Below are 20,074 nucleotides of genomic sequence, written 5' to 3'. Positions count from 1 at the left end.
TGGAAAGTCTCATGATCCGCAAACATCCGACCGAATGTATACGCTCGAATCATGCTCGACACGCTCACCGGATTCGCCGTCGTGGGTGTCGCGATCGCCCTGGGTTACGTGCTCGGGCGGATCGATCTGCTCGGCCCGCACGCCCGGCATGTGCTGGGTCGTCTGATCTTCTTCGTGCTCTCCCCCTTCCTGCTGTTCACGGTGCTCGCCCACGCCGATGCGAAGATGCTCTTCTCCTCCCTTCTGCCGGTCTCGGCGATCGCCGCGGTCGCGATCATCGCCGTCTACGCGCTCGTCGCCCGGCTGTGGTGGAAGCGTTCCGTCGGTGAGACGCTGATCGGCGCGCTCTCCGCGGGCCAGGTCAACTCGAACAACATCGGCATCCCGCTGTCGCTGTACCTTCTGGGCAGCGCGGCCTACCCCGCTCCCGTCGTGCTGATGCAGCTGCTGGTGTTCACGCCGATCTCGCTGACGATCCTCGACGCGGTCACCAGCGACCGCGTCTCCCTGCGCAGGACGCTCGTGCGCACCGCGACGAACCCGATCATCATCGCCTCCCTGCTGGGGACGCTCGTGTCGGTGCTGGGGATCACCCTGCCGCCGATCGTGATGCAGCCGGCGCAGCTGATCGCGGACGCCGCGGTGCCCGTGCTGCTCATCAGCTACGGCATCTCGCTGCACGGCCAGCGAGTCCTCGGGGCACCGGGGCATCGCCGCGACATCATCCTCGCGACGACGCTCAAGCTCATCGCGATGCCCGTGGTCGCCTGGGTCGTGGCCGATTTCGTCTTCGGCCTCTCGCCTTCCGAGGTGCTGATCGTCGTCATCCTCGCCGCTCTCCCGACCGCGCAGAACGTGTTCAACTACTCACAGCGCTACGACATCGGCGAGACGATCTCACGCGACACCGTGTTCCTCACCACGCTCGGATGCCTTCCCGTGCTGATCCTGATCATGGTCCTGCTGGGCTGAGGCTCCCGGCCTCATGCCGTCTGCCCGCGTCCGACAGGACGAGCGGAAGGTCGCGCATGACGACCACGCTGTCGAAGACTGCGGATCCCTCAGGGAGGGCGTCGAAGAACGACGACCGGAGGTGGTGCAGGTGCGCCGCCTCGACCTTCCAAGCGTCGGTCTCGAGTGCGACGGGTTCGACACTGCGTCCGTCCCGGCCCCGTGACCACCCGATCCGACCCGCACGATAGAAGTCCGATGCCGCATCGAGGGATTCGAAGACCCCGCTCGACCAGTCACCGCTCACTTCGACATCCGCGTCGAGGCTGTGCTCCCCCGCCTGCATCGTGACGGCGTATCGGTCGCCCGATTCCTGAATGCGGAATCGCGCCTTGCGATGGACCCCGGGGAACAGTCGCCCACCGAAGAGCACCGGATGCCACGCCGAGCTGTGCCGTCCGATGATGAACACCCCGCGCTCGACGCCGTCGGGGCCGTCCCATTCGACGGCGATCCGATGAGCGGCGTTCTCGGAACGAAGGCCCCAGCGGCGCGGCATCCATTTCGGCCTGATCGATTCCAGCCCGAGGACGCACACCCCGGCGAGCGCGGATCCGCCGACCAGCTGGGGGCGGAACCCCTCAGGGAGCAGTGAAGAGGCCACCTCGGGGTCGACGCGGTAGCTGATCAGGAGTCGTCTGCGGAGCTGCGCTCGGACATCGCGGATGATCGTCATGTTCCGAATCTAGCACTGTAGCTAAATTACTCCAATGAGTTCCTCTCGATGAGCGCCCCCGTAGGTTGGAGCCGTGGACAGTCCGCTCTTCTTCATCGTGGTGATCATCGCCGTCATCGTGCTGGCGATCTTCCTGCCCCGGTGGGTCCGCCGATCGAGCGGCTCCGCCGGAGACCGCGAGAGCCGGCGAATCAGCGCATCCCGGCTCGACGAGGCCCTCCACGAGCTCGGGACCACCATCGTGCTCCGCGCGCCCGAGGCCGTGACCCGCGAGATCGTCGACAGCATCGTGCTGCAGCAGCCGCGGAAGTTCACCGTGTTGCCCGACGGCGGCTACGGCATCCGCTTCGTCGAACCCGACGACACCGTCATGCGCCTCATCGCGGCCGAAGACGGCACGCGTCTTCAGGTCGAGGGGTTCCGCGAATACCTCGGAGCACCGAAGACCACTCAGTTCTGGGCGGAGCTGCGTTCGCGGGTCGCCGCTGCGGCGACCGCTCGGAGCATCGTGGCGGATGCAGGACAGGATGTCCGTCACCGTCGCGACGCCACCACAGGATCCTGGACCCTGCACTAGTCAGCGTCGAGAAGATGCTCGGGCGGTCGGCGCTGATGCACCGACCGCCCGAGTCTTCACGGGTCCGCCCGTCGTTCAGTCCTCGACGAAGGTCGCCTGACGCCGACGCGAACGCAGAACGATGGTTGCTCCGCCGAGCATCGCCGTGAGAGCGGCCATCAGTACGATCGGCGAGATGGGCTCCGCGCCGGTGGAGGCCAGGCTGTCCTGAGTGGAGCCCGCTCCGCCGGAACCGTTGCCGGTCTCGCCTGCGCCGGTGTTGCCGCCCGAACCGGCGTCACCGCCACCGGCATTTCCTCCGGCGCCCGCGTCGCCGCCGCCCGCATTGCCGCCACCGCCTGCGTTGCCGCCGCCGCCCGTGTTGCCGCCATCGGTGCCCCCGTCCGTCTCCGCGACGAAGGTCGCCGATGCCGCGCCGTCGAGAACGACCTGGTCAGCCAGGTGGAAAGTCGCGAAGACCTGGCACGGCTTGCCGTCTGCGGCGAGCGCCGGGCTCTGATTCCATCCGATGTGCGTCGTCGCCGCCGGCGTGGCCCGCACCGCGAGATCGACTGAGCCGCCCGAAGTCGCAGTCAGACCGAGCACCACCGTCACAGGATCTCCGGATCCCGTCACCCGCAGGTCGGTGCCGCTGAGCGCACCGGGGCCGCTGACCACCGACAGCGTGCCTGCGACGCCGGCCGTCGACACCGTGAGAGGCGAGGTGAAGACGTCGGTCGTGACCGTGAACTCGGCGGTTTCTCCGACAGTGAGCGGAGCTGCGGGCCCGACGATCGACAGGGTCGGGTCATCGGGGAGCTCGGCCAGTATCTCGGCCTGGCGAGCAGCGCTCATGTTCGTCTCGCAGGTGGCCGCGCGATCGATCTCGGCCCCGGTCGGCGCCGCGGCGACGGGATCGCTGATGCACCAGACGAGGACCTGGAGCGCAGCCCGCTCCCAGGACGTCGCATCGGTGACCGCACTCGAGGCGTTGTTGAAGTTGAAGTACCCGGTGCCCGCATATGTCTCTTGTCCGTGCTGGATCAGGTATGCGATCAGCTTCTCCTGCTCGGCCGTCAGCTTCGGGTTGGGCGCGTCGAGGGCATCCATCCCCTCGATCGGCGTCCCGTCGATGTCGACGAGCTCACCGCTCTCGTTCACTCCGCTGCACACATGCGAGAAGTAGTCGGTGCAGAACATCCACTCCGAGACGGCGCCGACGCCGTCGACGTATCGCGTGCCGCAGACGGCGGGGTACCCGTTGAGCTCATTCGCCCCGAAAACGTCGTACAGGGGAACGACGTTGCCCGCGTTGTACTCGACGAGCCGCTCGCCGAAGACGGAAGCGAGGTTCTGCACGACGCCCGTCGAGTTCGTGGGGTCGTCCAGTGTCATTCCCTCACACAGCGGGGCGGTGAACTCGACCGCCGGTTGCCCGGGTACGTCCGCGCTCGCCGGCGCTGCCACACCCCACAGCCCGAGCGTCACGATGGCACCGATCGCGACTGCCGTGACCCTCCGCATCAGCGGTGTCTTCCTGTTTTTCATCCGATGACCTCCCCATAGCGAATGAGCGAACGCACGCCGGCCGTGCGCATCTCCCCACGATAGAGATGCATATCGGTATGTTTCATTACGCGATTGCGACAATCGAATGTCCTCCGTCGATACGTCCGGCCCGAATCGACCGCCCGATACCACCCCTGCGAAGGCCCAGGCACACAGCGAACCGGGTGCATCTCACAGCCGGCGCAACTAGGCTGTGGTATTGCCAACGACGCGTCCGGCCCCCTTTTCGGGCGGGCAGCGGCGGCACCACTTCTCATCACAGTCCTCAGTCCCTGTGACCTGCGCCGGAAAGGCTGACCCATGAGTGAAACTCCCGAGAACGACCGCACCCCCGACTTCTTCGACAAGCTGATCGAAGAGAACCCGCGTGAGCAGTCCGGCTTCACGGCCTCGTTCCGCGGCTACGACAAGGCCGAGGTCGACTCGGCTCTCAGCACCCTGCGCAATCAGCTGAAGCAGGCGAAGGCCGATCTCGCCGCGACAGAGGCACGTCATGAGGACGCGGTCGAGGCTCTCCGCGACGAGGAGCGCATCGCTCGCAAGGAGCTCGAGGCCGAGCTGCTCGCCGCCAAGGCCAAGGCCGCCGAGACCGAGCAGCAGGTCGCCACGCTCACGAACGAGCTCGTCGACACTCCCCGCGCCGACGGCCAGGAGGCCCCCTCGCGCGAGCAGTTCGAGGCCATCCTCCGTGTCGCCGAGGAGCAGGCGAACGTCCTGATCCAGAACGCGGCGGTGCAGGCCGACCGGCTGATGGCCGCCGCTCGCGAAGAGGTCACCACGCAGCGCGCCGAGGCGGATGCCGATGTCACGCGCATCATCGCCCAGGCTCAGCACGACGCCGACCAGGTGCGTCTCAAGATCGACACCGAGTACACCGCGCACGAGGCGACGCTCGAACGCGAAGCCGCGCATGCCGCGGAGAAGGTGCACCAGGCCACGCAGGAGGCCACGGCGATCCGCACCGAAGCCGAGAAGGGCGCTGCGGCGCTGCGCTCCCTCGTCACGCGGGAGACCACGCAGCTGCGCGCGGACGCCGAGCGCGAGGTGCGCGAGATGAACGCTCGAGTGCTCGAGTTCGAAGAGACGCTCACCCGTCGCCAGGACGACGCCCAGCAGGAGTTCCTCGTGCTGCACAACCAGGCCGTCGCCCATGCCGAGCGCATCACCACCGACGCCAACGAGCAGGTCGCGGCGTCGCTCGAGCACGCGCAGCGCATCTCCGGCAAGGCCGACGACTATGAGCGCCTGATGCGCTCGCAGGCGCAGACCATCGAGGCGGATGCTCAGGTGCGCGCCCGCGACACGCTCGACCGCGCTCGGGTGAAGTCGCAGAAGATCGTCGACTCCGTCACGAGCCACACCTCCACGGTGCTCCGCGACGCTGAGGACCACGCCCGTCAGCTGCGGTGGCAGCAGCAGCAGCTCGCCAGCTTCATGGCCGAGGTGCGCGAGCTGATCCGCCCCGACGGCATCTTCAGCGACGAGGCGTCGACACTCGGAGCCGTCACGAAGGCAGCGGATGCCGACGAGGACGCCGAGCTCGACACCGTGGATGCCGAGCTGATCGACGAGTCCGACGTCACCGAGTCCGCTGAGGAGTTCCACGGCGACGAGGGATTCCGCGGCGACGAGGCACTCGATGACGAGCTTCTCGACGACGACGCGGAGACCATCGACGGCAAGATCACGATCGAGGTCGTCGAGAGCGACGAGAAGGCATCGCGCTGAGCATCCTCTCCTGACATCTCGGGGCGCAGGCGGATCATCCGTCTGCGCCCCGAGCCGTCTCCGGTGCATCTGCCGCCCGGTGGATGCACCGCTTCGCCGTTCCACGGCTTCCGCTCACGCCCCGCCCAGGGCACGCTGTACTCATGACAGACAGCGTGATCACGGTGCGGGACCTGCGCAAGGACTACGGCGGGTTCACCGCCGTCGACGGCATCAGTTTCGACATCCGCCGGGGTGAGACCTTCGCGCTGCTCGGACCCAACGGCGCCGGCAAGTCGACGACGATCGAGATCCTCGAGGGATACCGGCATCGCACGTCCGGCGATGTGCGGGTTCTCGGTGTGGATCCGCAGCGCGGCGGCCTCGAGTGGAAGGCGCGCCTCGGCATCGTGCTGCAGTCGACGGGCGAGGCCGGCAACTTCACGGTGCGCGAGCTGCTGACCGAGTTCGCGGGGTACTACCCGAATCCTCGAGACGTCGATGAGGTGATCGCCGCCGTCGGCCTGGAGACCAAGCAACGAGCGAGGGCGGGCAAGCTCTCGGGCGGCCAGCAGCGCCGCCTCGACGTGGCACTGGGGATCATCGGTCGCCCCGAACTGCTCTTCCTCGACGAGCCGACCACGGGGTTCGATCCGGAAGCTCGACGCCAGTTCTGGGGACTCATCCGCACGCTCAAGGCTGAGGGCACCACCATCCTGCTCACCACTCACTACCTCGATGAGGCGGCCCAGCTCGGCGACCGTGCCGCTGTGATCACGAACGGTGTCATCGTCGCGATCGGACCGATCGACGAGATCGGTGGATCCGATGCCCGCACGCCGAAGGTGCGCTGGCTGGATTCGCAGGGTGTCCGCCAGGAGCGGCGCACGACGACTCCGGGCGCGGTCGTGTCGGCGCTCCACGAGGCCGGAGGCGAGCCCGACGGCCTCGAAGTGGTGCGGCCCACGCTCGAGGACATCTACCTCGGTCTCATCCGCGAGCACAGCGCGGATGCCGACGAGGATCCGACCGACGATCTGCGCGCCGATGTGAAGGAGCCGGCATGAACGCCGCGAGCACACCCGTCGCCTTCGGCCCGTCACGGACCGTGCGCCTCGGCATCCGGCGCATCGGCTTCGAGCTGCGCCAGTACTTCCGTGCGAGCGACCAGGTCTTCTTCACGTTCCTCTTCCCGACCCTGATGTATCTGATCTTCGCGACGATCTTCACCGGCGACGTCGGCGAGGGTGCTGACAAGATCAGCATGGCGACCTATTACCTTCCCGGCCTCGTCGCCGGCGGGATCTTCCTCTCCGGGATGCAGGGTCTGTCGATCGAGATCGCGGTCGAGAAGAGCGACGGCACGCTGAAGCGTCTCGGCAGCACGCCCATCTCGCCCGTGACGTACTTCATCGGCAAGATCGGAGAGGTCTTCGTCACCGCCATCCTGCAGATCGCGCTGCTGTTGATCGTCGCGGTCGTCCTCTACGGCGTGGAACTTCCCTCCGATGCCGACGCCTGGGGTCGCTTCGCCTGGGTGTTCGTCCTGGGGCTCCTGACCTGCACGATGCTCGGGATCGCGCTGTCGGCCCTGCCACGCTCGGGCAAGACCGCCTCAGCCGTGGTGATCCCGGTCGTGCTCCTGCTGCAGTTCATCTCCGGCGTCTACATCGCCTTCTCCTCGCTGCCCGAATGGCTCCAGAACGTCGCCTCCGCGTTCCCGCTCAAGTGGATCGCCCAGGGCATGCGCTCCGCCATCCTCCCCGATTCCTTCGGGGCGGCGGAGCCGAACGGCGGGTGGGAGCTCGGACTCGTCGCCATCGCCCTCGCGGCCTGGCTCGTGGCCGGGATCATCCTGAGCCGCGCGACCTTCCGCTGGATCCGACGCGACTGACACCTCGCTTCGCAACGCGAAAGGCCCCCATTCCGAAGGATGGGGGCCTTTCGATGACTCGCGCCGGGTGTCTACGCGCGGACGAACTGTGCGGCTGCGGGGCAGTCGAACGGATCAGCACCGGCGGCGAGACCGACGCGGTTGAGGTACTGGATGACGATCGCGTACGACCGGCCGAGGCTGGTCTCGGTGTACGGCACGTTGTTGGCTGCGCAGTAGTCGCGCACGACCTCGCGAGCCTTCGAGAGGTGCGGGCGGGGCATGTTCGGGAACAGGTGGTGCTCGACCTGGTAGTTGAGTCCGCCCATGAGCCAGGTGGCCCACCATCCGCCGCGGATGTTACGCGAGGTGCGCACCTGCTTCGAGAAGAAGTCGAGGCGGGCGTTCGGGTCGATGATCGGCATGCCCTTGTGGTTCGGGGCGAACGACGCGCCCATGTAGACGCCGAAGACGGCGAGCTGGACGCCCATGAAGGCGAAAGCCATGCCGAGCGGCAGCATCAGGAAGACCGGGACGAGCACGATCGCGAAGCGGAGGGCGATGAGCCCGAGCTCGATCCAGCGACCCTTGGCCTTCTTGCTGGTCACGAGGTGCTTGACGCCGAGGTAGTGCAGGTTCAGTCCCTCGAGCGTGAGCAGCGGGAAGAAGAACCATCCCTGCTTGCGCGTGATGAGACGGACCAGGCCGCGCGACTGCGCGGCATCCGTCTCGAGGAACGAGATCGTGTCGACCTCGATGTCGGGGTCCTTGCCGACCTGGTTCGGGTTCCCGTGGTGCTTGGTGTGCTTGGAGTCCCACCAGGAGTAGCTGATGCCGACCACGCCTGCGGCGAGGATGCGGGCGAGGCGGAAGTTCGCCGGGCCCGTCGAGAGGATCTGGCGGTGGGCGGCCTCATGGGCGAGGAACGCCACCTGGGTGAGGATGATGCCCAGCGCGCCGGCCATCAGCAGCTGGAACCAGCTGTCACCGAGAAGGATGAAGCCGGTGATGACTCCACCGAGGGCCACGGCGAGGCCGGCGGCCACGAAGATGTAGAACCATCCGGCACGCTGCAGCAGGCCGGTCTCGCGGATGACCTGCGACACCTGCTTGTAGGCGTGCGTCATCGGGGGGATCTCTGCATTGCCCGAATACGTCTGACGTACCGGTCCGAGAACTGCGTCGGTCTTTTCGACCTGTGAAATGGAGATGGTGCTCTCCCGTCGATCGGAGCCCTTGAGCTGTGGAAAGCCCAAGGCAGATCGCCGAACGCTTACCTCAACATAACCCCCCGCACATGCGCTGTGGGGAATACGTCGCGGACTCTGTGACGACTCTGTGGCACGTCACAGGCGATGGTCAGGCGCGCGCCCGATGCGGGCCGCGGCGCAGAACCTGACGCAGCCGCCGCGAGAACGCCGACGGGCGCCGTTCCGGCGTGTTCGCGCCCTCGAGGGCGTCGCGGGCATCGTCGAGGGACTCGAACGAGCCGAGCTCCGTGCCCCGCTGATCGCGGGCGAGGTGGGTGGTGCCGTCGAACTCGACGAAACCGGCGAATTCGCCGGCGCGGGTCGCGACGTGCACGTCGGTGTCGGCCTGTTTCCAGGTCAACGGATCGGACGGAGGAAAAGTGGTCATGCTCATGGTCATACTCATTGCTGTGTGACGGGCACGCGCTGTCGCGACCCGCAAGATGATGAGATCGAGGGCGGATGCCGCGCGCATCGATGCGCTTGGTCCGTGATGGCCCTGATCAGTGGCTCCGTGGTGGCCTAGAGGGGGGCCAGAACACACGTTGCTCCATCAGTCTAACAGATCGACGTCTTCCGAACGCGGTTCAGTTCTCCTCGGGCACCCACACGCGACGGGGATGCCCCGACGATCCGGCCATGACCCAGGATCCGGCGGGCGCGGAGGACTCGCTCTCCGGCGCATCCGGAGGGCTCATCGCAGGCACCGGCACCTCGGCCGATGAAGAGGCAGCCTCGTCCGTCGAACCCTCCGCGTCGGATGCGGCCCACGCTTCGCGGATGATGCGCCGAGGGTCGTACTGTCGGGGGTCCAGCGCGGTCCAGTCCTCTCGGATGGCCGCCACGCCGGTCTCCTGCTCCGCGCGACGCGCGGCGTCTCCGGCCAGCACGGTGAGTCGACGGATCAGTGCGCCCAGCCTCCCCGCGTACTCCGGCAGGCGCCGAGGACCGATGATGACCGCGGCGAGCAGTGCGACGACGAAGAGCTTCTCGATCGTGAGTCCGAACATCGTCACTCCTCCGTCGCTCGGGAGATGTCCGCGGAGATCGCGGAGAGGCGGCGGCTCGCCGCCCGATCGTGGAGCCAGGCGATGACCAGCGCCACGAGGAACAGCGCAGTCATCGGCACCGCGATGAGGAACATCGACAGCACGTCGGCGGCCGGTGTCACGATCGCACTGAAGAGGACGATCGCGACGACGACGATCCGCCAGCTGCGCGCGATCGACCGCGCCGGCAGGATGCCGAGCAGATTCAGCATCACGAGGAACACGGGGAGCACGAAGGCGACACCGGTGGCGAGAACGATCTTGAGGATGAAGTCCACGTAATACGAGGCCTGGAGGAGGGTGCTGTCCTCCGTCGAGGCGAAGCCGGCGAGCATCTCCACCATGTGCGGGAACAGCAGGAAGCCCGCGACGCACCCGCTCGCGAAGAGCGGGACGGACGCCGCGAGGAACCCGAATGTGTACTTCTTCTCCCGCCGGTTCAGTCCGGGGGCGAGGAAGGCGAACAGCTCGTACATCCAGACAGGGCTCGACAGCGCGATGCCGCCGAAGAGCGCGATCTTGAGCTTGAGATCGAAGGCTCCGGTGATGCTGTCGTAGTTCAGGCTCGCGTCGCGAGATTCGGCGAGAGCCGTGATCGGCGCCCTCACGATCTCCATGACCTGGTCGGACAGGAGATAGCCGACAGCCACTCCGATCAGGAGCGCCGCCACCGCGCGGAGGGAGCGGGTGCGCGCCTCGCGCAGGTGCGAGGACAGCGGCATCCCGGTCGAGGTGCCGGCCCGCGTGGTCGAGGCGGAGTCCCCGACCACGTCAGGTGCGAGCACGGTCACGGTCTACTCCGCGGCGCGCGCGACAGGACGAGCGAGGTCGTCCGCGGCGACCGCGTCGACGTATGCACGGGCGCCCCGTGGCGTCACCGGCCGCGGCGCGGTTTCGGGTGCGGTGTCGGTCGCAGGTTCGGACACCTCGGTCTTGAGGATGCGCATGGACTGCCCCACGCTCTTGGCGAGGGCGGGGAGCTTGGCGGCGCCGAAGATGAGGACGACGATCGCGAGGATGATCAGGGCGTGCCACCCTGTGAGGTTCTGAAGCATGTCTTCTCTCCTTTCGTGAGAGCGTCAGTTGGACGGCGCCTGGCCGCCGCCGGGGCCGCCGTCGCCGCCCGAGGGGGCGGAGCCTGCGGAGGGAGTGGTCGTCGTGTCGACGCCGACCACGAGGGTGGCCGTGTAGCCGCCGGTCACGTCGCCCGTGATGGTGGGCAGCTGCAGGGCCGCGGAGTCGTCGCCGAAGACGTTGTCTCCGGCGAGGCTTGTCTGCGACAGGTTCTGCGACGAGCCGTCGTAGCGCGAGTCCGCGTAGACCGCCGAGCAGGCGTCTTCGGGGAGCGCCATCTGCGAAGTGGCGATCGCGTTCGCCGAGTCGGTGATCGAGTCGACGTCGGGGTACACCTCGAAGTGGATGTGCGGCCAGCGTCCTGAGTAGCACCCCGGGAAGACCGAGGAGAACGAGACTTTGCCCTCGGCATCCGCCACCTGCACTCCGCGCAGGTACGTGACGTCCTCGAGGCCGGAGGAGTACATGGAGTACTCGCCCTGGGCGGTGCAGTGCCAGGCATAGACGGCCACGCCCTCGAAAGGAACGCCTCCGTTCGCCATGTCGAGCACCTCGAACTCGAACGTGAGCGGGATGCCGTCGGCAGTGGCCGAGCCGTCGATCGACGTGGTGATGTCCTGACGCACGATGCCCGACTCCTCGAGCACGTCGGGGCCATTGGATCCGTCTCCCGGGTAGGGCCCCGCGGTCTCGTCGGGTATCTCCCCCGCGGCCGTCGCCGTGCCGGACGAGCTGCCGGTGTCCGTCGTCGCGGTCGGTTCGGCGCTGCCGGTGCTCGATGTGCCCGTCGCGGCCGGCGCGCAGGCCGCCAGGACGACGGCGCCCACACCGAGCCCTGCGAGACCCAGCACGCCTCGTCGGGTCACCAGGGTGCGGATGTCGAAGGCTGCGCCCTGATCGACGACCTCCTCATCTGCGCGGTCGAGCAGACGACCTTCGTAGGTGGGGCCCTCAGGGGTCTGGACGGGTTCGGGGATGCGGCTCATGATCGTGCTCCTCTCGATGCGTGCGGGGTGTCGACGGTGGCGTCGATGTACCCATGGTCACGGAGGAGCCGATCAGCGAGCTATGCCTCGCCTATGCGAAAGCTATGACCTCTTGTCCACCGGGGGATGCAGGACCAGGACGGCCACGATCGCGGCCAGGACGAGCGCGGTGACGGCCACCGGGATCGGCAGGATCGGGTCGAGGAGCACCACGGCGGCACCGATCGGGATGACGGTGTTCACGACGCGGTCGGCGTTCTCGCGGATCGCGATCCACCAGATCCCGAGCAGGAAGATCGCGATCGGGATCGTGACCGTGTACGACGCGATCGCGTTCGAGAGGTGGCTCTCACCGGTGAGGACGTCGAGCTCGACCTCGATGCCGGCCGAGAACGCCGCCGCCGCCGCGAACACCACGTAATGGGTGTAGCCGTAGCGGAGCGAGCGGCCGAACGTGGTGATCGCCCGGTGATGCGGCGGCCAGAAGTAGATCCACCACAGGGAGGCGGTCACGACGAGGGTGAGCACCGAGATCGAGATGAGCGGTACGAAGGACTCCAGCTCGTGACCGGCGTCGATGATCGCGTTCGCCGAGGCGAGGAGACTCTCGCCCAGGACGATCAGCGTGAAGAGCCCGTACCTCTCGGTGATGTGGTGCGGATGCCACGGCGTCTGCTTCCGGTACTCGGCGAACACCGGCACACTGACCTCGATCAGCGCGAAGACCACGAAGGCGACGAGTTGCGCAGGACCCGAGGGGATGAGCAGGAACAGCACCCACAGCACCTGCACGGCGGCGATCCCGAAGGCGTAGCGACGGGTCGCGGAGCGCAGCTCTCCCGCCCCACGTGAGGCGCGGAGCCACTGAGCGACCATCGCGACGCGCATGACGATGTAGCCGACGACCGGCACCGTGAAGTCGCCGTACTCGAATGCCGCGGGGATGCCGGACGCGAAGACGAGGACGCCACCCATCTGCACGATCGTGGTGACGCGGTACAGCCAGTCGTCGGTGTCGAACGAGGTGGCGAACCAGGTGAAGTTCATCCAGGCCCACCACAGAGCGAAGAAGACCATCGCGTAGGAGGTGATGCCGTGCACGAACTCGCCGTGGCTCAGGGCATGGTGCAGCTGCGCCGAGGCGATGCTCACCGCCACGACGAAGACCAGATCGAAGAAGAGCTCGAGCGTGCTGGCCGCGCGGTGCGGCTGCGCGGGGTCTCTCGGCAGCATGCGAGCCAGGCGGAAGCGCGGTGGTGTGGTGGTGGTCACGCGGTCAGAATATCGCCGCGATCACGGGCTTCAGCGCGCGTATCGGAATATCGGTTCGTCCACTCGCGTGAATTATCTTCCCCTGAACGTTCGGTTCCGCTAGAGTGAACGAAGTCTGCAGTGCCTGCTGCCAGCACCACCGTGTGGGACGGTGACCGCGACTCGTGATGTGGGATCACGAAACGCAGCAGGACCCGAGGGGTCGGGATGCAGACGATGCCATGGACGTGGGGTCCGTGGTCTGGGGAAAATCTGGGGAAATCATGGCGCACTGGGGAATTCTGCGTACATTCACGGCTCACGAGGCCTCGGCATGACTTCCGTCGAGGATGCGTTGAGCATCACTCGCACGGGTTCGGTCTTCACGCCGATCGCCGCACCGCGAGCCGCCAAGTCGGTCACGCATACGGTGGTCACACCGCGCGTGTCCGCAACGCTGGAGCGACGCCGTCAGTGGGAGCGGCGTTATCGGATGCGACTGCGCATCACGGATGCTGGGGTCATCCTGTTCGCAGTCGGAATCACAGCAGCGGTCCAGGTGATGACCGGTATCGCAGGGGAAGAGGCCCTGCGTAACGGAATTCTGCTGGCCACGCTCTGGTATCTGATGCTCAGCGCCCTGCACACCCGTGATGCAGCGCTGTTCCGTGCCAGTGCCACCGAGTACCGCGGAGTGGCTCACGCCAGCGGCCTGGCGTTCGGGATCATCGCCATGCTCAGCGTGCTGCTCGGTTGGCAGACGATGCAGCTGGTGCTGCTCGTCGGCCTGCCGCTCGGTGTTCTCACACTGCTCGTCACGCGTTGGGCGTGGCGGCACTGGCTGACGGCGCAGCGTGCGCGCGGGCGTTTCGCCTCGCGCACGCTCGTCGTCGGCAACAGAGACGACGTCGAGTACGTCATCCGCACTCTGCACCCGATCGGCGCTTCCGGCTACCAGGTGGTCGGCGCGACGCTCCTCGACGGCAACGCCCGCGATGTCGAGGCAGGCGGCGCGCACTTCCCCGTCCTGGGCAACGTCAACTCCGTCTCCACCGTCGCCGCCGAGCTGGGTGCCGACACGATCATCGTCGCGAGCCGCCCTGACGGCGACCCCGACTTCGTGAAGCACCTGAGCTGGCAGCTCGAGGGCACCGCCGCGGAGCTCGTGCTCTCCAGCCGCCTCACCGATGTCGCCGGCCCTCGCATCTCCTTCGCGCCGGTCGAGGGGCTGCCGCTGATCCAGGTGCAGATCCCGTCGTACGAGGGCGGCCAGCACGTGCTCAAGCGCGCACTCGACATCGCCGTCGCATCGGTCGCGCTCATCCCGATCGCCCTGATCACGCCGATCCTCGCACTGCTCGTCAAGCTCGACTCTCCCGGGCCGCTCTTCTTCTCGCAGGAGCGCGTGGGCCGCGACGGCCGCACCTTCAAGATCATGAAGTTCCGCTCGATGAAGACCGACGCCGAGCAGCAGCTCGCCGCGCTCAAGGAGCAGAATCAGGGAGCAGGTCTGCTGTTCAAGATGAAGGACGACCCCCGCGTCACCCGCGTGGGTCGGATCCTGCGCAAGCTGTCGCTCGACGAGCTGCCGCAGTTCTGGAACGTCCTGATCGGCGACATGAGCGTCGTCGGCCCGCGTCCGCCGCTGCCCTCCGAGGTCACGGCGTACGACGGCACGGTCTTCCGTCGCCTGTACATCAAGCCCGGTATCACCGGTCTCTGGCAGGTCTCCGGTCGCAGCGACCTCTCGTGGGATGAGAGCGTCCGCCTCGACCTGCGGTACGTCGAGAACTGGTCCGTGATGAACGACCTGCAGATCATGTGGCGAACTGCCAAGGTCATGGTGCAGCCCAGCGGGGCATACTAGTCACAGAACGCTGTGGTTCGGTCCGCCGGGGAGGCGGATGCAGGACCGTGATGCAGTGAGATGGATGCGGGAGCATCCGAAATGAGGGGGAAATCAACGTGCCATCAACCGTCCGGATCCTTGGCACCCATGGTGTTCCGGCCGCGTACGGCGGCTTCGAGACAGCCGCTGAGCATGTCGGTCTGTACCTGCGCGATCAGGGCTGGAACGTCATCGTCTACTGTCAGATCCCCGGGGAGGGGCCGACGACCGTCGACGACTGGAACGGCCTTCAGCGCGTGCTCGTGCACGAGCCCCGCGAAGGCTGGAAGGGCACGTCGTCGTTCGACCTGACCTCGATCCGTCACGCGATGCGCGAGCACGTCGACGGAGACGTGTGGCTCACGTTCGGCTACAACACCGGCGTTTTCGACATCATCCCGCGGCTCCGCCGGATCCCGAACGTCATCAACATGGACGGCATGGAGTGGACCCGCAAGCGCTGGGGCGTCGTCAAGCAGGGCATCCTGCTGGCGAACGAACGCCTCGCCGGGCTGGTCGGCGACGTGCTGATCGCCGATCACCCCGTGATCGCCACCTACCTGCGCCGGCATTTCGGCAAGCGGCGCGTGCAGACCATCACCTATGGGGCACCCGAGGTGCTCGATGCCCCGACGGGGCCGGTCGAAGAGCTCGGGCTGACACCCGACGACTACGCGATGATCGTCTGCCGCCCGATCCCCGAGAACTCGGTGCTCGAGATCGTCCAGGCATGGTCGGCTGCCGAACGAGGCATGCCGCTGGTGGTCGTCGGTCCCTACGGTGACGACGACCCGTATCACGTGGCGGTGCGCGCCGCGGCATCCGATGAGGTGCTGTTCCCCGGGTCGATCTTCGAGCCCGAGCGCATCCAGTCGCTCCGGTTCCACTCCGCCCTCTACCTGCACGGGCACACGGTCGGCGGCACCAACCCGTCGCTCGTCGAGGCGATGGGCGCGGGCAACGCCGTGATCGCCCATGACAACCCGTACAACACCTGGGTCGCAGGACCCGACAACGCCTACTTCACCGGAGCCGACGATCTCGCCGGTCTGCTCGACGATGTGCTCTCCGATGAGGGCAGGAGGCGGCGCATGGGCGCCGCCAGCCGCGAACGGTTCCGCGCGGAGTTCACGTGGGCCAAGATCGGCGCCGAGTACGAACAGGCCCTCCGCACCGCGCTCGCGCGGCGAGGGCACGCACAGCAGCAGACAGGGGTAAACGCATGATCGATGTCGCAGTGGTCGGACTCGGGAAGATGGGGCTCTCTCATCTGTCGATGATCAAGGCGCACCCCGACGTCAATCTCGTGGGGGTGTGCGACGCCACGGGGTACCTGCTCGACATCCTGGCGAAGTACACCGGGGTCACCACCTACAAGGACCTCGACAAGATGCTCGATGAGGCCCGCCCGCAGGCGATCATCATCGCGACGCCGACGCACCTGCATGCGGGGATGATCCGCAATGCGCTGCAGCGCGGCATCCACGTGTTCTGCGAGAAGCCGCTCGTGATCGACCCGGCCGACAGCATCGAGCTCACGGCGCTGGCCGAGCAGAAGGGTCTCGTCACCCAGGTCGGCTACCACAACCGCTTCGTCGGAGCCTTCCTCGAAGTCAAGCGCCTGCTCGACCTCGATGCGATCGGCACGGTCAACACCGCTCTCGCCGAGGCCTACGGACCCGTCGTGCTCAAGCCGGCCGGTCGCACCTGGCGCAGCGAGCGCGCCACCGGTGGAGGCTGCCTCTACGACTACGCGGCCCACCCGCTCAACCTCCTCACCTGGTACCTCGGCACGCCGGAGTCGGTCAGCGGCAGCCAGCTGACCAGCATCTTCTCGGCGCAGATCGATGACGCCGTGGCGAGCACCCTGCACTACCCCGACGGCACCGCTCAGATCATCTCGAACTGGTCGGACGAGTCGCAGCGCAAGATGACGACCAAGATCACCCTGTGGGGCACCAACGGCCGGATCTACGCCGACCGTCAGGAGATCCACGTCTACCTGCGCGACACCGCCACGATTCCCGAGGGCTACCGCGTCGGCTGGAACGTCCGCTACACGACGGATCTCACCGAGGCGCCCTGGTTCTACCTGCGCGGCGAGGAGTACAGCGCACAGCTGGACTCCTTCGTGCAGCGCGCCCAGGCCGGCGCATCCGCCGGAACCAACGACTTCGCATCGGCCGCGGTCACCGACAGGGTGATCTCGATGATCAGCGAGGATGCGGTGCGCGAGGACTCGCGACTCACCGCGGAGGCAGCATCCGATCTCGCCGTGCAGACGGCACCGAAGGGGCGTATCGCGGCAGCGCTGAGCGCTCTGCGTGGAGGGAAATGACCATGACGACATCCACTCGCACCATGGACCGGCTGCTGTTCGGTGACAACCAGTTCTTCGGCGTCAACCACATGTCCGAAGAGAAGGCACGCGCGCAGCAGATGCGCTTCCAGGACACCGAAGCGATCATGAGTGTGCTCGACGCGGCGTACGACGAGGGCGTGCACACGTTCATGTGCACCACCCACGATCGCATCGCCGAGGTCACCGACCACGTCCGAGCCCACCCGGATCGCTACTCGGACATGACGTTCTTCCCGTGCATGCCGTACGCGCACAAGTACGCGAACGCCGTGACCGAAGACGGCTTCCTCGGAGCCATCCGCAAGTTCCTCCCGGAGGAGGGCCTGCTCGACAGCATCGCGCGAGGCACCTCGTCGCTCGCCCGCAAGGACATCGAGGGCGTCACCACGCTGCTCATCGACGCCGAGATGAAGATGTTCGACGGCCTGTCGACGCCTGTCATCTGGTTGCAGAACGTCGTCGTCGACCTGCTGTCGGGGCTCGGCTTCACCGATGCGTTCCGCATCTTCGCCGACCACGTGCGCAAGCGCTACAACGCCGAGCCCGGCTTCATCACGATGAACCTGCCCCGGCTGCTCGACGACCTCGACAAGGCGGGAGTCGAGAACCCGATCGTGTGCTCGAACATCAACAAGCTCGGATTCCGGATGTCGGGTGGTGTCGACGCCTACCGCGACGCGATGGACAAGCGTCCGTTCCGCGCCGTCGCCATGTCGGTGTACGCGAGCGGGGCGATCCCGCCGCGTGAGGCCATCGAGTGGGTGACGAGCCTTCCCAACCTCGAGTCGATCGTCTTCGGCGCGTCGAGCCGTGCGAACATCGCCTCCACGGTGAGCCTCGTGGACGAGTACTGGCCGCAGCGCTGACATGCCGACGGGTGACCCGAACGTCGTTCTGATCGCCAACCCCGGCGCCGACCTCTACGGGTCGGATCGGATGGTGCTCGAGACCGTGCGCGGCCTCGTGGGGGCCGGCCGACGAGTCGTCGTGACCGTGCCGCACACCGGCCCCCTCGTGCCGCTGCTCGAGGATGCGGGCGCGGAGGTGGTCGAGTGCGCGACCCCGATCGTCCGCAAGGGATTGCTGAACGCGCGGGGCCTCGTGGAGCTGGTCGTGACGTCGATCCGCTCGGTCGGCCCCGGCCTCAGGCTCATCCGACGGGTCGACCCCGGCGCGGTGATCGTGAACACCATCACTCCCCCGCTGTGGATCCTTCTCGGGCGCATCAGCCGACGCCTGACCGTGTGTCACGTGCACGAGGGCGAGGGTTCCGTCGCCGGCATCGTGCGTCGCGCCCTCTACCTGCCCCTCGTCTTCACGAATCGCGTGATCGCGAACAGCGACTTCACACGACGGGTGCTGGCGACCTCCGCCCCGCGGGTGGCCGACAGGACCATCGTGGTGCACAACGCGGTGCCGGGCGCGGATGCGGTCGAGACACCGCGCGACACGCTCACGGCCCCGACGCGCCTGCTCTATGTCGGTCGCCTGTCGCACCGCAAGGGCGTGCACGTGGCGATCGATGCGCTCGACGTCCTCGTCCGCGAGGGTCGCGACGTCCGCCTCGATGTCGTCGGCGCGGTCTTCCCCGGCAACGAGGCCTACCTCGCCGAGCTTCACGCGCAGGTCGCCCGCTGCGCACTCGGGGATCGCGTGTCCTTCCTCGGGTTCAAGTCGTCGGTGTGGGACGACCTCGCACGCAGCGACATCGCCGTGATCACCTCGCTGGTCGACGAGACGTTCGGCAACACCGCTGTCGAGGCCGCTCTCGCCGCGCGTCCTGCAGTGGTGAGCGAGGTCGGCGGTCTGCCCGAAGCGGTGAGCCACTCGCAGAGCGCGACGCTCGTCGCCCCCGGCGACGCCTCCGCACTCGCAACGGCCATCGCCGCCAAGATCGACGACTGGCCCACTCAGGCGGCACTCGCCGTGTCGGATTCGGCGGCTGTCGCCGAGGCTTTCTCGAGCGAGCGATACACCGACGGGATCCTCGCCGCGCTTCGCCGCTGAAGGTCTAGCAGAATCTGTCCACAGGACTCTTGTCCCCCATCCGGTGGACATGATAGGATCGCGCTCACTGGGGATAGCGTCATTTGGGGATGACGCAAGCCGATCGACTCGTTCTGAACGGGTCGACATCGGCAAACCCTGATTGGGGAATCTGGGGAATCGACAATCATGGTGATTGCGCGTACAAGCATGTCCATCGCGGCCCTCGCGCTCTGCGTGAGTCTGGTCGCCTGCAGCGGCACCGGGGAGCCGGCGAGCGAAGCGGATCCGACGAGCTCATCGTCGGCGACGCCCGCTCCTGATCCGACCGCGGGCTCGGCTCCGTCGGCGAACTCCGGAGCGACCGCGCCCGACGAGCCCGTCGCGAAGATCGAGCGCGCGGGGCACTCCGATGCACCGACGGTGACGGCGGATGCAGCCGACACCTCGGACGCCGTGTCCTACGGCGACGGCGTCAGCGTCAGCATCGACGACGTGTCGTCAGGCAAGGAGACGTCGCAGGGGCCGGGGAGCTTCCCGGGCCGCGAATACGCCCGACTGACGATCACGATCGACAACGGCTCCTCCGACTCGATCGACCTCGGCACGTCGGTGCTCACTGTGCTCGATGCGAAGGGCGCGACCGCCGTGCGCGTCTACGCCGCCGAAGCGAAGGTCACCGACTTCGCCGGCACGGTGGCCGCGGGCAAGAGCGCCACTGCGACCTACGCCTTCGCCATCCCCGAGGATGCGCGTGACGAGGTCACCGTGGTCGTCGACTTCGACGGCGACCATACATCCGCCGTCTTCCACGGAGGGCTCGACTGACATGTCCA

At 67.2% G+C, this 20,074-nt stretch carries 20 protein-coding genes; 11 read left to right on the top strand and 9 right to left on the bottom strand.

Features of this window, described 5'->3' with window-relative positions:
- The first annotated feature begins 51 nt into the window (after window positions 1-51).
- Window positions 52-972 carry an AEC family transporter gene (locus JOF42_RS05605; RefSeq protein WP_210096964.1) on the top strand — a complete coding sequence of 307 codons (921 nt, stop codon included), beginning with the start codon at window positions 52-54 and terminating at the stop codon, window positions 970-972.
- Here JOF42_RS05605 and JOF42_RS05600 read toward each other — a convergent pair.
- A complete protein-coding gene (locus JOF42_RS05600) occupies window positions 953-1,687 on the bottom strand; it encodes a DUF2071 domain-containing protein (protein WP_210096963.1) in 735 nt (244 codons plus the stop codon). The two genes, JOF42_RS05605 and JOF42_RS05600, sit on opposite strands and share 20 nt — an antisense overlap.
- A gap of 73 nt (window positions 1,688-1,760) precedes the next feature.
- Here JOF42_RS05600 and JOF42_RS05595 point away from each other — a divergent pair, with 73 nt between their 5' ends.
- The gene (locus tag JOF42_RS05595; RefSeq protein ID WP_210096962.1) at window positions 1,761-2,264 is read left to right on the top strand and encodes a hypothetical protein; all 504 of its coding nucleotides are present in this window, start codon (window positions 1,761-1,763) and stop codon (window positions 2,262-2,264) included.
- 75 nt (window positions 2,265-2,339) lie between these two features.
- Here the strand turns inward: JOF42_RS05595 and JOF42_RS05590 are convergent, their stop codons facing one another.
- Window positions 2,340-3,767 (bottom strand): hypothetical protein, encoded by a 1,428-nt coding sequence (locus JOF42_RS05590; protein ID WP_210096961.1) that lies wholly within the window; start codon window positions 3,765-3,767, stop codon window positions 2,340-2,342.
- Between the two features lie 345 nt (window positions 3,768-4,112).
- On the opposite strand from JOF42_RS05590, the gene JOF42_RS05585 reads away from it, so the two are divergent.
- The 3 genes from JOF42_RS05585 to JOF42_RS05575 all read left to right on the top strand — a co-directional run bounded on the left by JOF42_RS05585 (window position 4,113) and on the right by JOF42_RS05575 (window position 7,413).
- On the top strand, window positions 4,113-5,540 hold the full coding sequence (locus JOF42_RS05585; protein ID WP_210096960.1) for a cell division initiation protein: 1,428 nt from the start codon (window positions 4,113-4,115) through the stop codon (window positions 5,538-5,540).
- A gap of 143 nt (window positions 5,541-5,683) precedes the next feature.
- Window positions 5,684-6,586: an ABC transporter ATP-binding protein gene (locus tag JOF42_RS05580; RefSeq protein ID WP_210096959.1), complete on the top strand. Its 903-nt coding sequence runs from the start codon at window positions 5,684-5,686 to the stop codon at window positions 6,584-6,586.
- Window positions 6,583-7,413 (top strand): ABC transporter permease, encoded by an 831-nt coding sequence (locus tag JOF42_RS05575; protein WP_210096958.1) that lies wholly within the window; start codon window positions 6,583-6,585, stop codon window positions 7,411-7,413. The genes JOF42_RS05580 and JOF42_RS05575 overlap by 4 nt, the downstream gene beginning before the upstream one ends.
- Window positions 7,414-7,484: 71 nt before the next feature.
- Here the strand turns inward: JOF42_RS05575 and JOF42_RS05570 are convergent, their stop codons facing one another.
- The 7 genes from JOF42_RS05570 to JOF42_RS05540 form a co-directional block, all read right to left on the bottom strand.
- Complete coding sequence (locus JOF42_RS05570) at window positions 7,485-8,603, bottom strand: fatty acid desaturase family protein (protein ID WP_307803644.1); 1,119 nt, start codon at window positions 8,601-8,603, stop codon at window positions 7,485-7,487.
- Window positions 8,604-8,751: 148 nt separating this feature from the next.
- A complete protein-coding gene (locus tag JOF42_RS05565; RefSeq protein ID WP_210096956.1) occupies window positions 8,752-9,036 on the bottom strand; it encodes a hypothetical protein in 285 nt (94 codons plus the stop codon).
- A gap of 193 nt (window positions 9,037-9,229) precedes the next feature.
- Window positions 9,230-9,652: a Sec-independent protein translocase subunit TatA/TatB gene (locus JOF42_RS05560; protein WP_210096955.1), complete on the bottom strand. Its 423-nt coding sequence runs from the start codon at window positions 9,650-9,652 to the stop codon at window positions 9,230-9,232.
- 2 nt (window positions 9,653-9,654) lie between these two features.
- Window positions 9,655-10,482 (bottom strand): twin-arginine translocase subunit TatC, encoded by an 828-nt coding sequence (gene tatC, locus JOF42_RS05555; protein ID WP_307803550.1) that lies wholly within the window; start codon window positions 10,480-10,482, stop codon window positions 9,655-9,657.
- Window positions 10,483-10,485: 3 nt separating this feature from the next.
- Window positions 10,486-10,746 carry a twin-arginine translocase TatA/TatE family subunit gene (locus JOF42_RS05550; RefSeq protein WP_210096954.1) on the bottom strand — a complete coding sequence of 87 codons (261 nt, stop codon included), beginning with the start codon at window positions 10,744-10,746 and terminating at the stop codon, window positions 10,486-10,488.
- A 24-nt stretch (window positions 10,747-10,770) separates the two neighbouring features.
- Window positions 10,771-11,751, bottom strand: coding sequence for an intradiol ring-cleavage dioxygenase (locus JOF42_RS05545; RefSeq protein WP_210096953.1), 981 nt, complete (start codon window positions 11,749-11,751; stop codon window positions 10,771-10,773).
- A gap of 102 nt (window positions 11,752-11,853) precedes the next feature.
- On the bottom strand, window positions 11,854-12,984 hold the full coding sequence (locus JOF42_RS05540) for a low temperature requirement protein A (RefSeq protein ID WP_210099088.1): 1,131 nt from the start codon (window positions 12,982-12,984) through the stop codon (window positions 11,854-11,856).
- A 352-nt stretch (window positions 12,985-13,336) separates the two neighbouring features.
- Between JOF42_RS05540 and JOF42_RS05535 the strand changes: the two genes are divergently transcribed.
- The 6 genes from JOF42_RS05535 (at window position 13,337) to JOF42_RS05510 (ending at window position 20,066) form a co-directional block, all read left to right on the top strand.
- Window positions 13,337-14,869: a sugar transferase gene (locus JOF42_RS05535; protein ID WP_210096952.1), complete on the top strand. Its 1,533-nt coding sequence runs from the start codon at window positions 13,337-13,339 to the stop codon at window positions 14,867-14,869.
- A gap of 98 nt (window positions 14,870-14,967) precedes the next feature.
- The gene (locus JOF42_RS18180) at window positions 14,968-16,116 is read left to right on the top strand and encodes a DUF1972 domain-containing protein (RefSeq protein ID WP_307803549.1); all 1,149 of its coding nucleotides are present in this window, start codon (window positions 14,968-14,970) and stop codon (window positions 16,114-16,116) included.
- The gene (locus JOF42_RS05525; RefSeq protein WP_210096951.1) at window positions 16,113-17,228 is read left to right on the top strand and encodes a Gfo/Idh/MocA family protein; all 1,116 of its coding nucleotides are present in this window, start codon (window positions 16,113-16,115) and stop codon (window positions 17,226-17,228) included. The genes JOF42_RS18180 and JOF42_RS05525 overlap by 4 nt, the downstream gene beginning before the upstream one ends.
- Window positions 17,229-17,230: 2 nt before the next feature.
- The gene (locus JOF42_RS05520) at window positions 17,231-18,118 is read left to right on the top strand and encodes a hypothetical protein (protein ID WP_245340730.1); all 888 of its coding nucleotides are present in this window, start codon (window positions 17,231-17,233) and stop codon (window positions 18,116-18,118) included.
- Between the two features lies 1 nt (window position 18,119).
- On the top strand, window positions 18,120-19,259 hold the full coding sequence (locus JOF42_RS05515; RefSeq protein ID WP_210096949.1) for a glycosyltransferase family 4 protein: 1,140 nt from the start codon (window positions 18,120-18,122) through the stop codon (window positions 19,257-19,259).
- 189 nt (window positions 19,260-19,448) lie between these two features.
- On the top strand, window positions 19,449-20,066 hold the full coding sequence (locus JOF42_RS05510) for a DUF4352 domain-containing protein (protein ID WP_210096948.1): 618 nt from the start codon (window positions 19,449-19,451) through the stop codon (window positions 20,064-20,066).
- Window positions 20,067-20,074: the final 8 nt, after the last annotated feature.

This window comes from Microbacterium phyllosphaerae, from assembly GCF_017876435.1.
GTDB lineage: Bacteria > Actinomycetota > Actinomycetes > Actinomycetales > Microbacteriaceae > Microbacterium > Microbacterium phyllosphaerae.
This window is presented reverse-complemented; position numbering and strand designations above follow the sequence as displayed.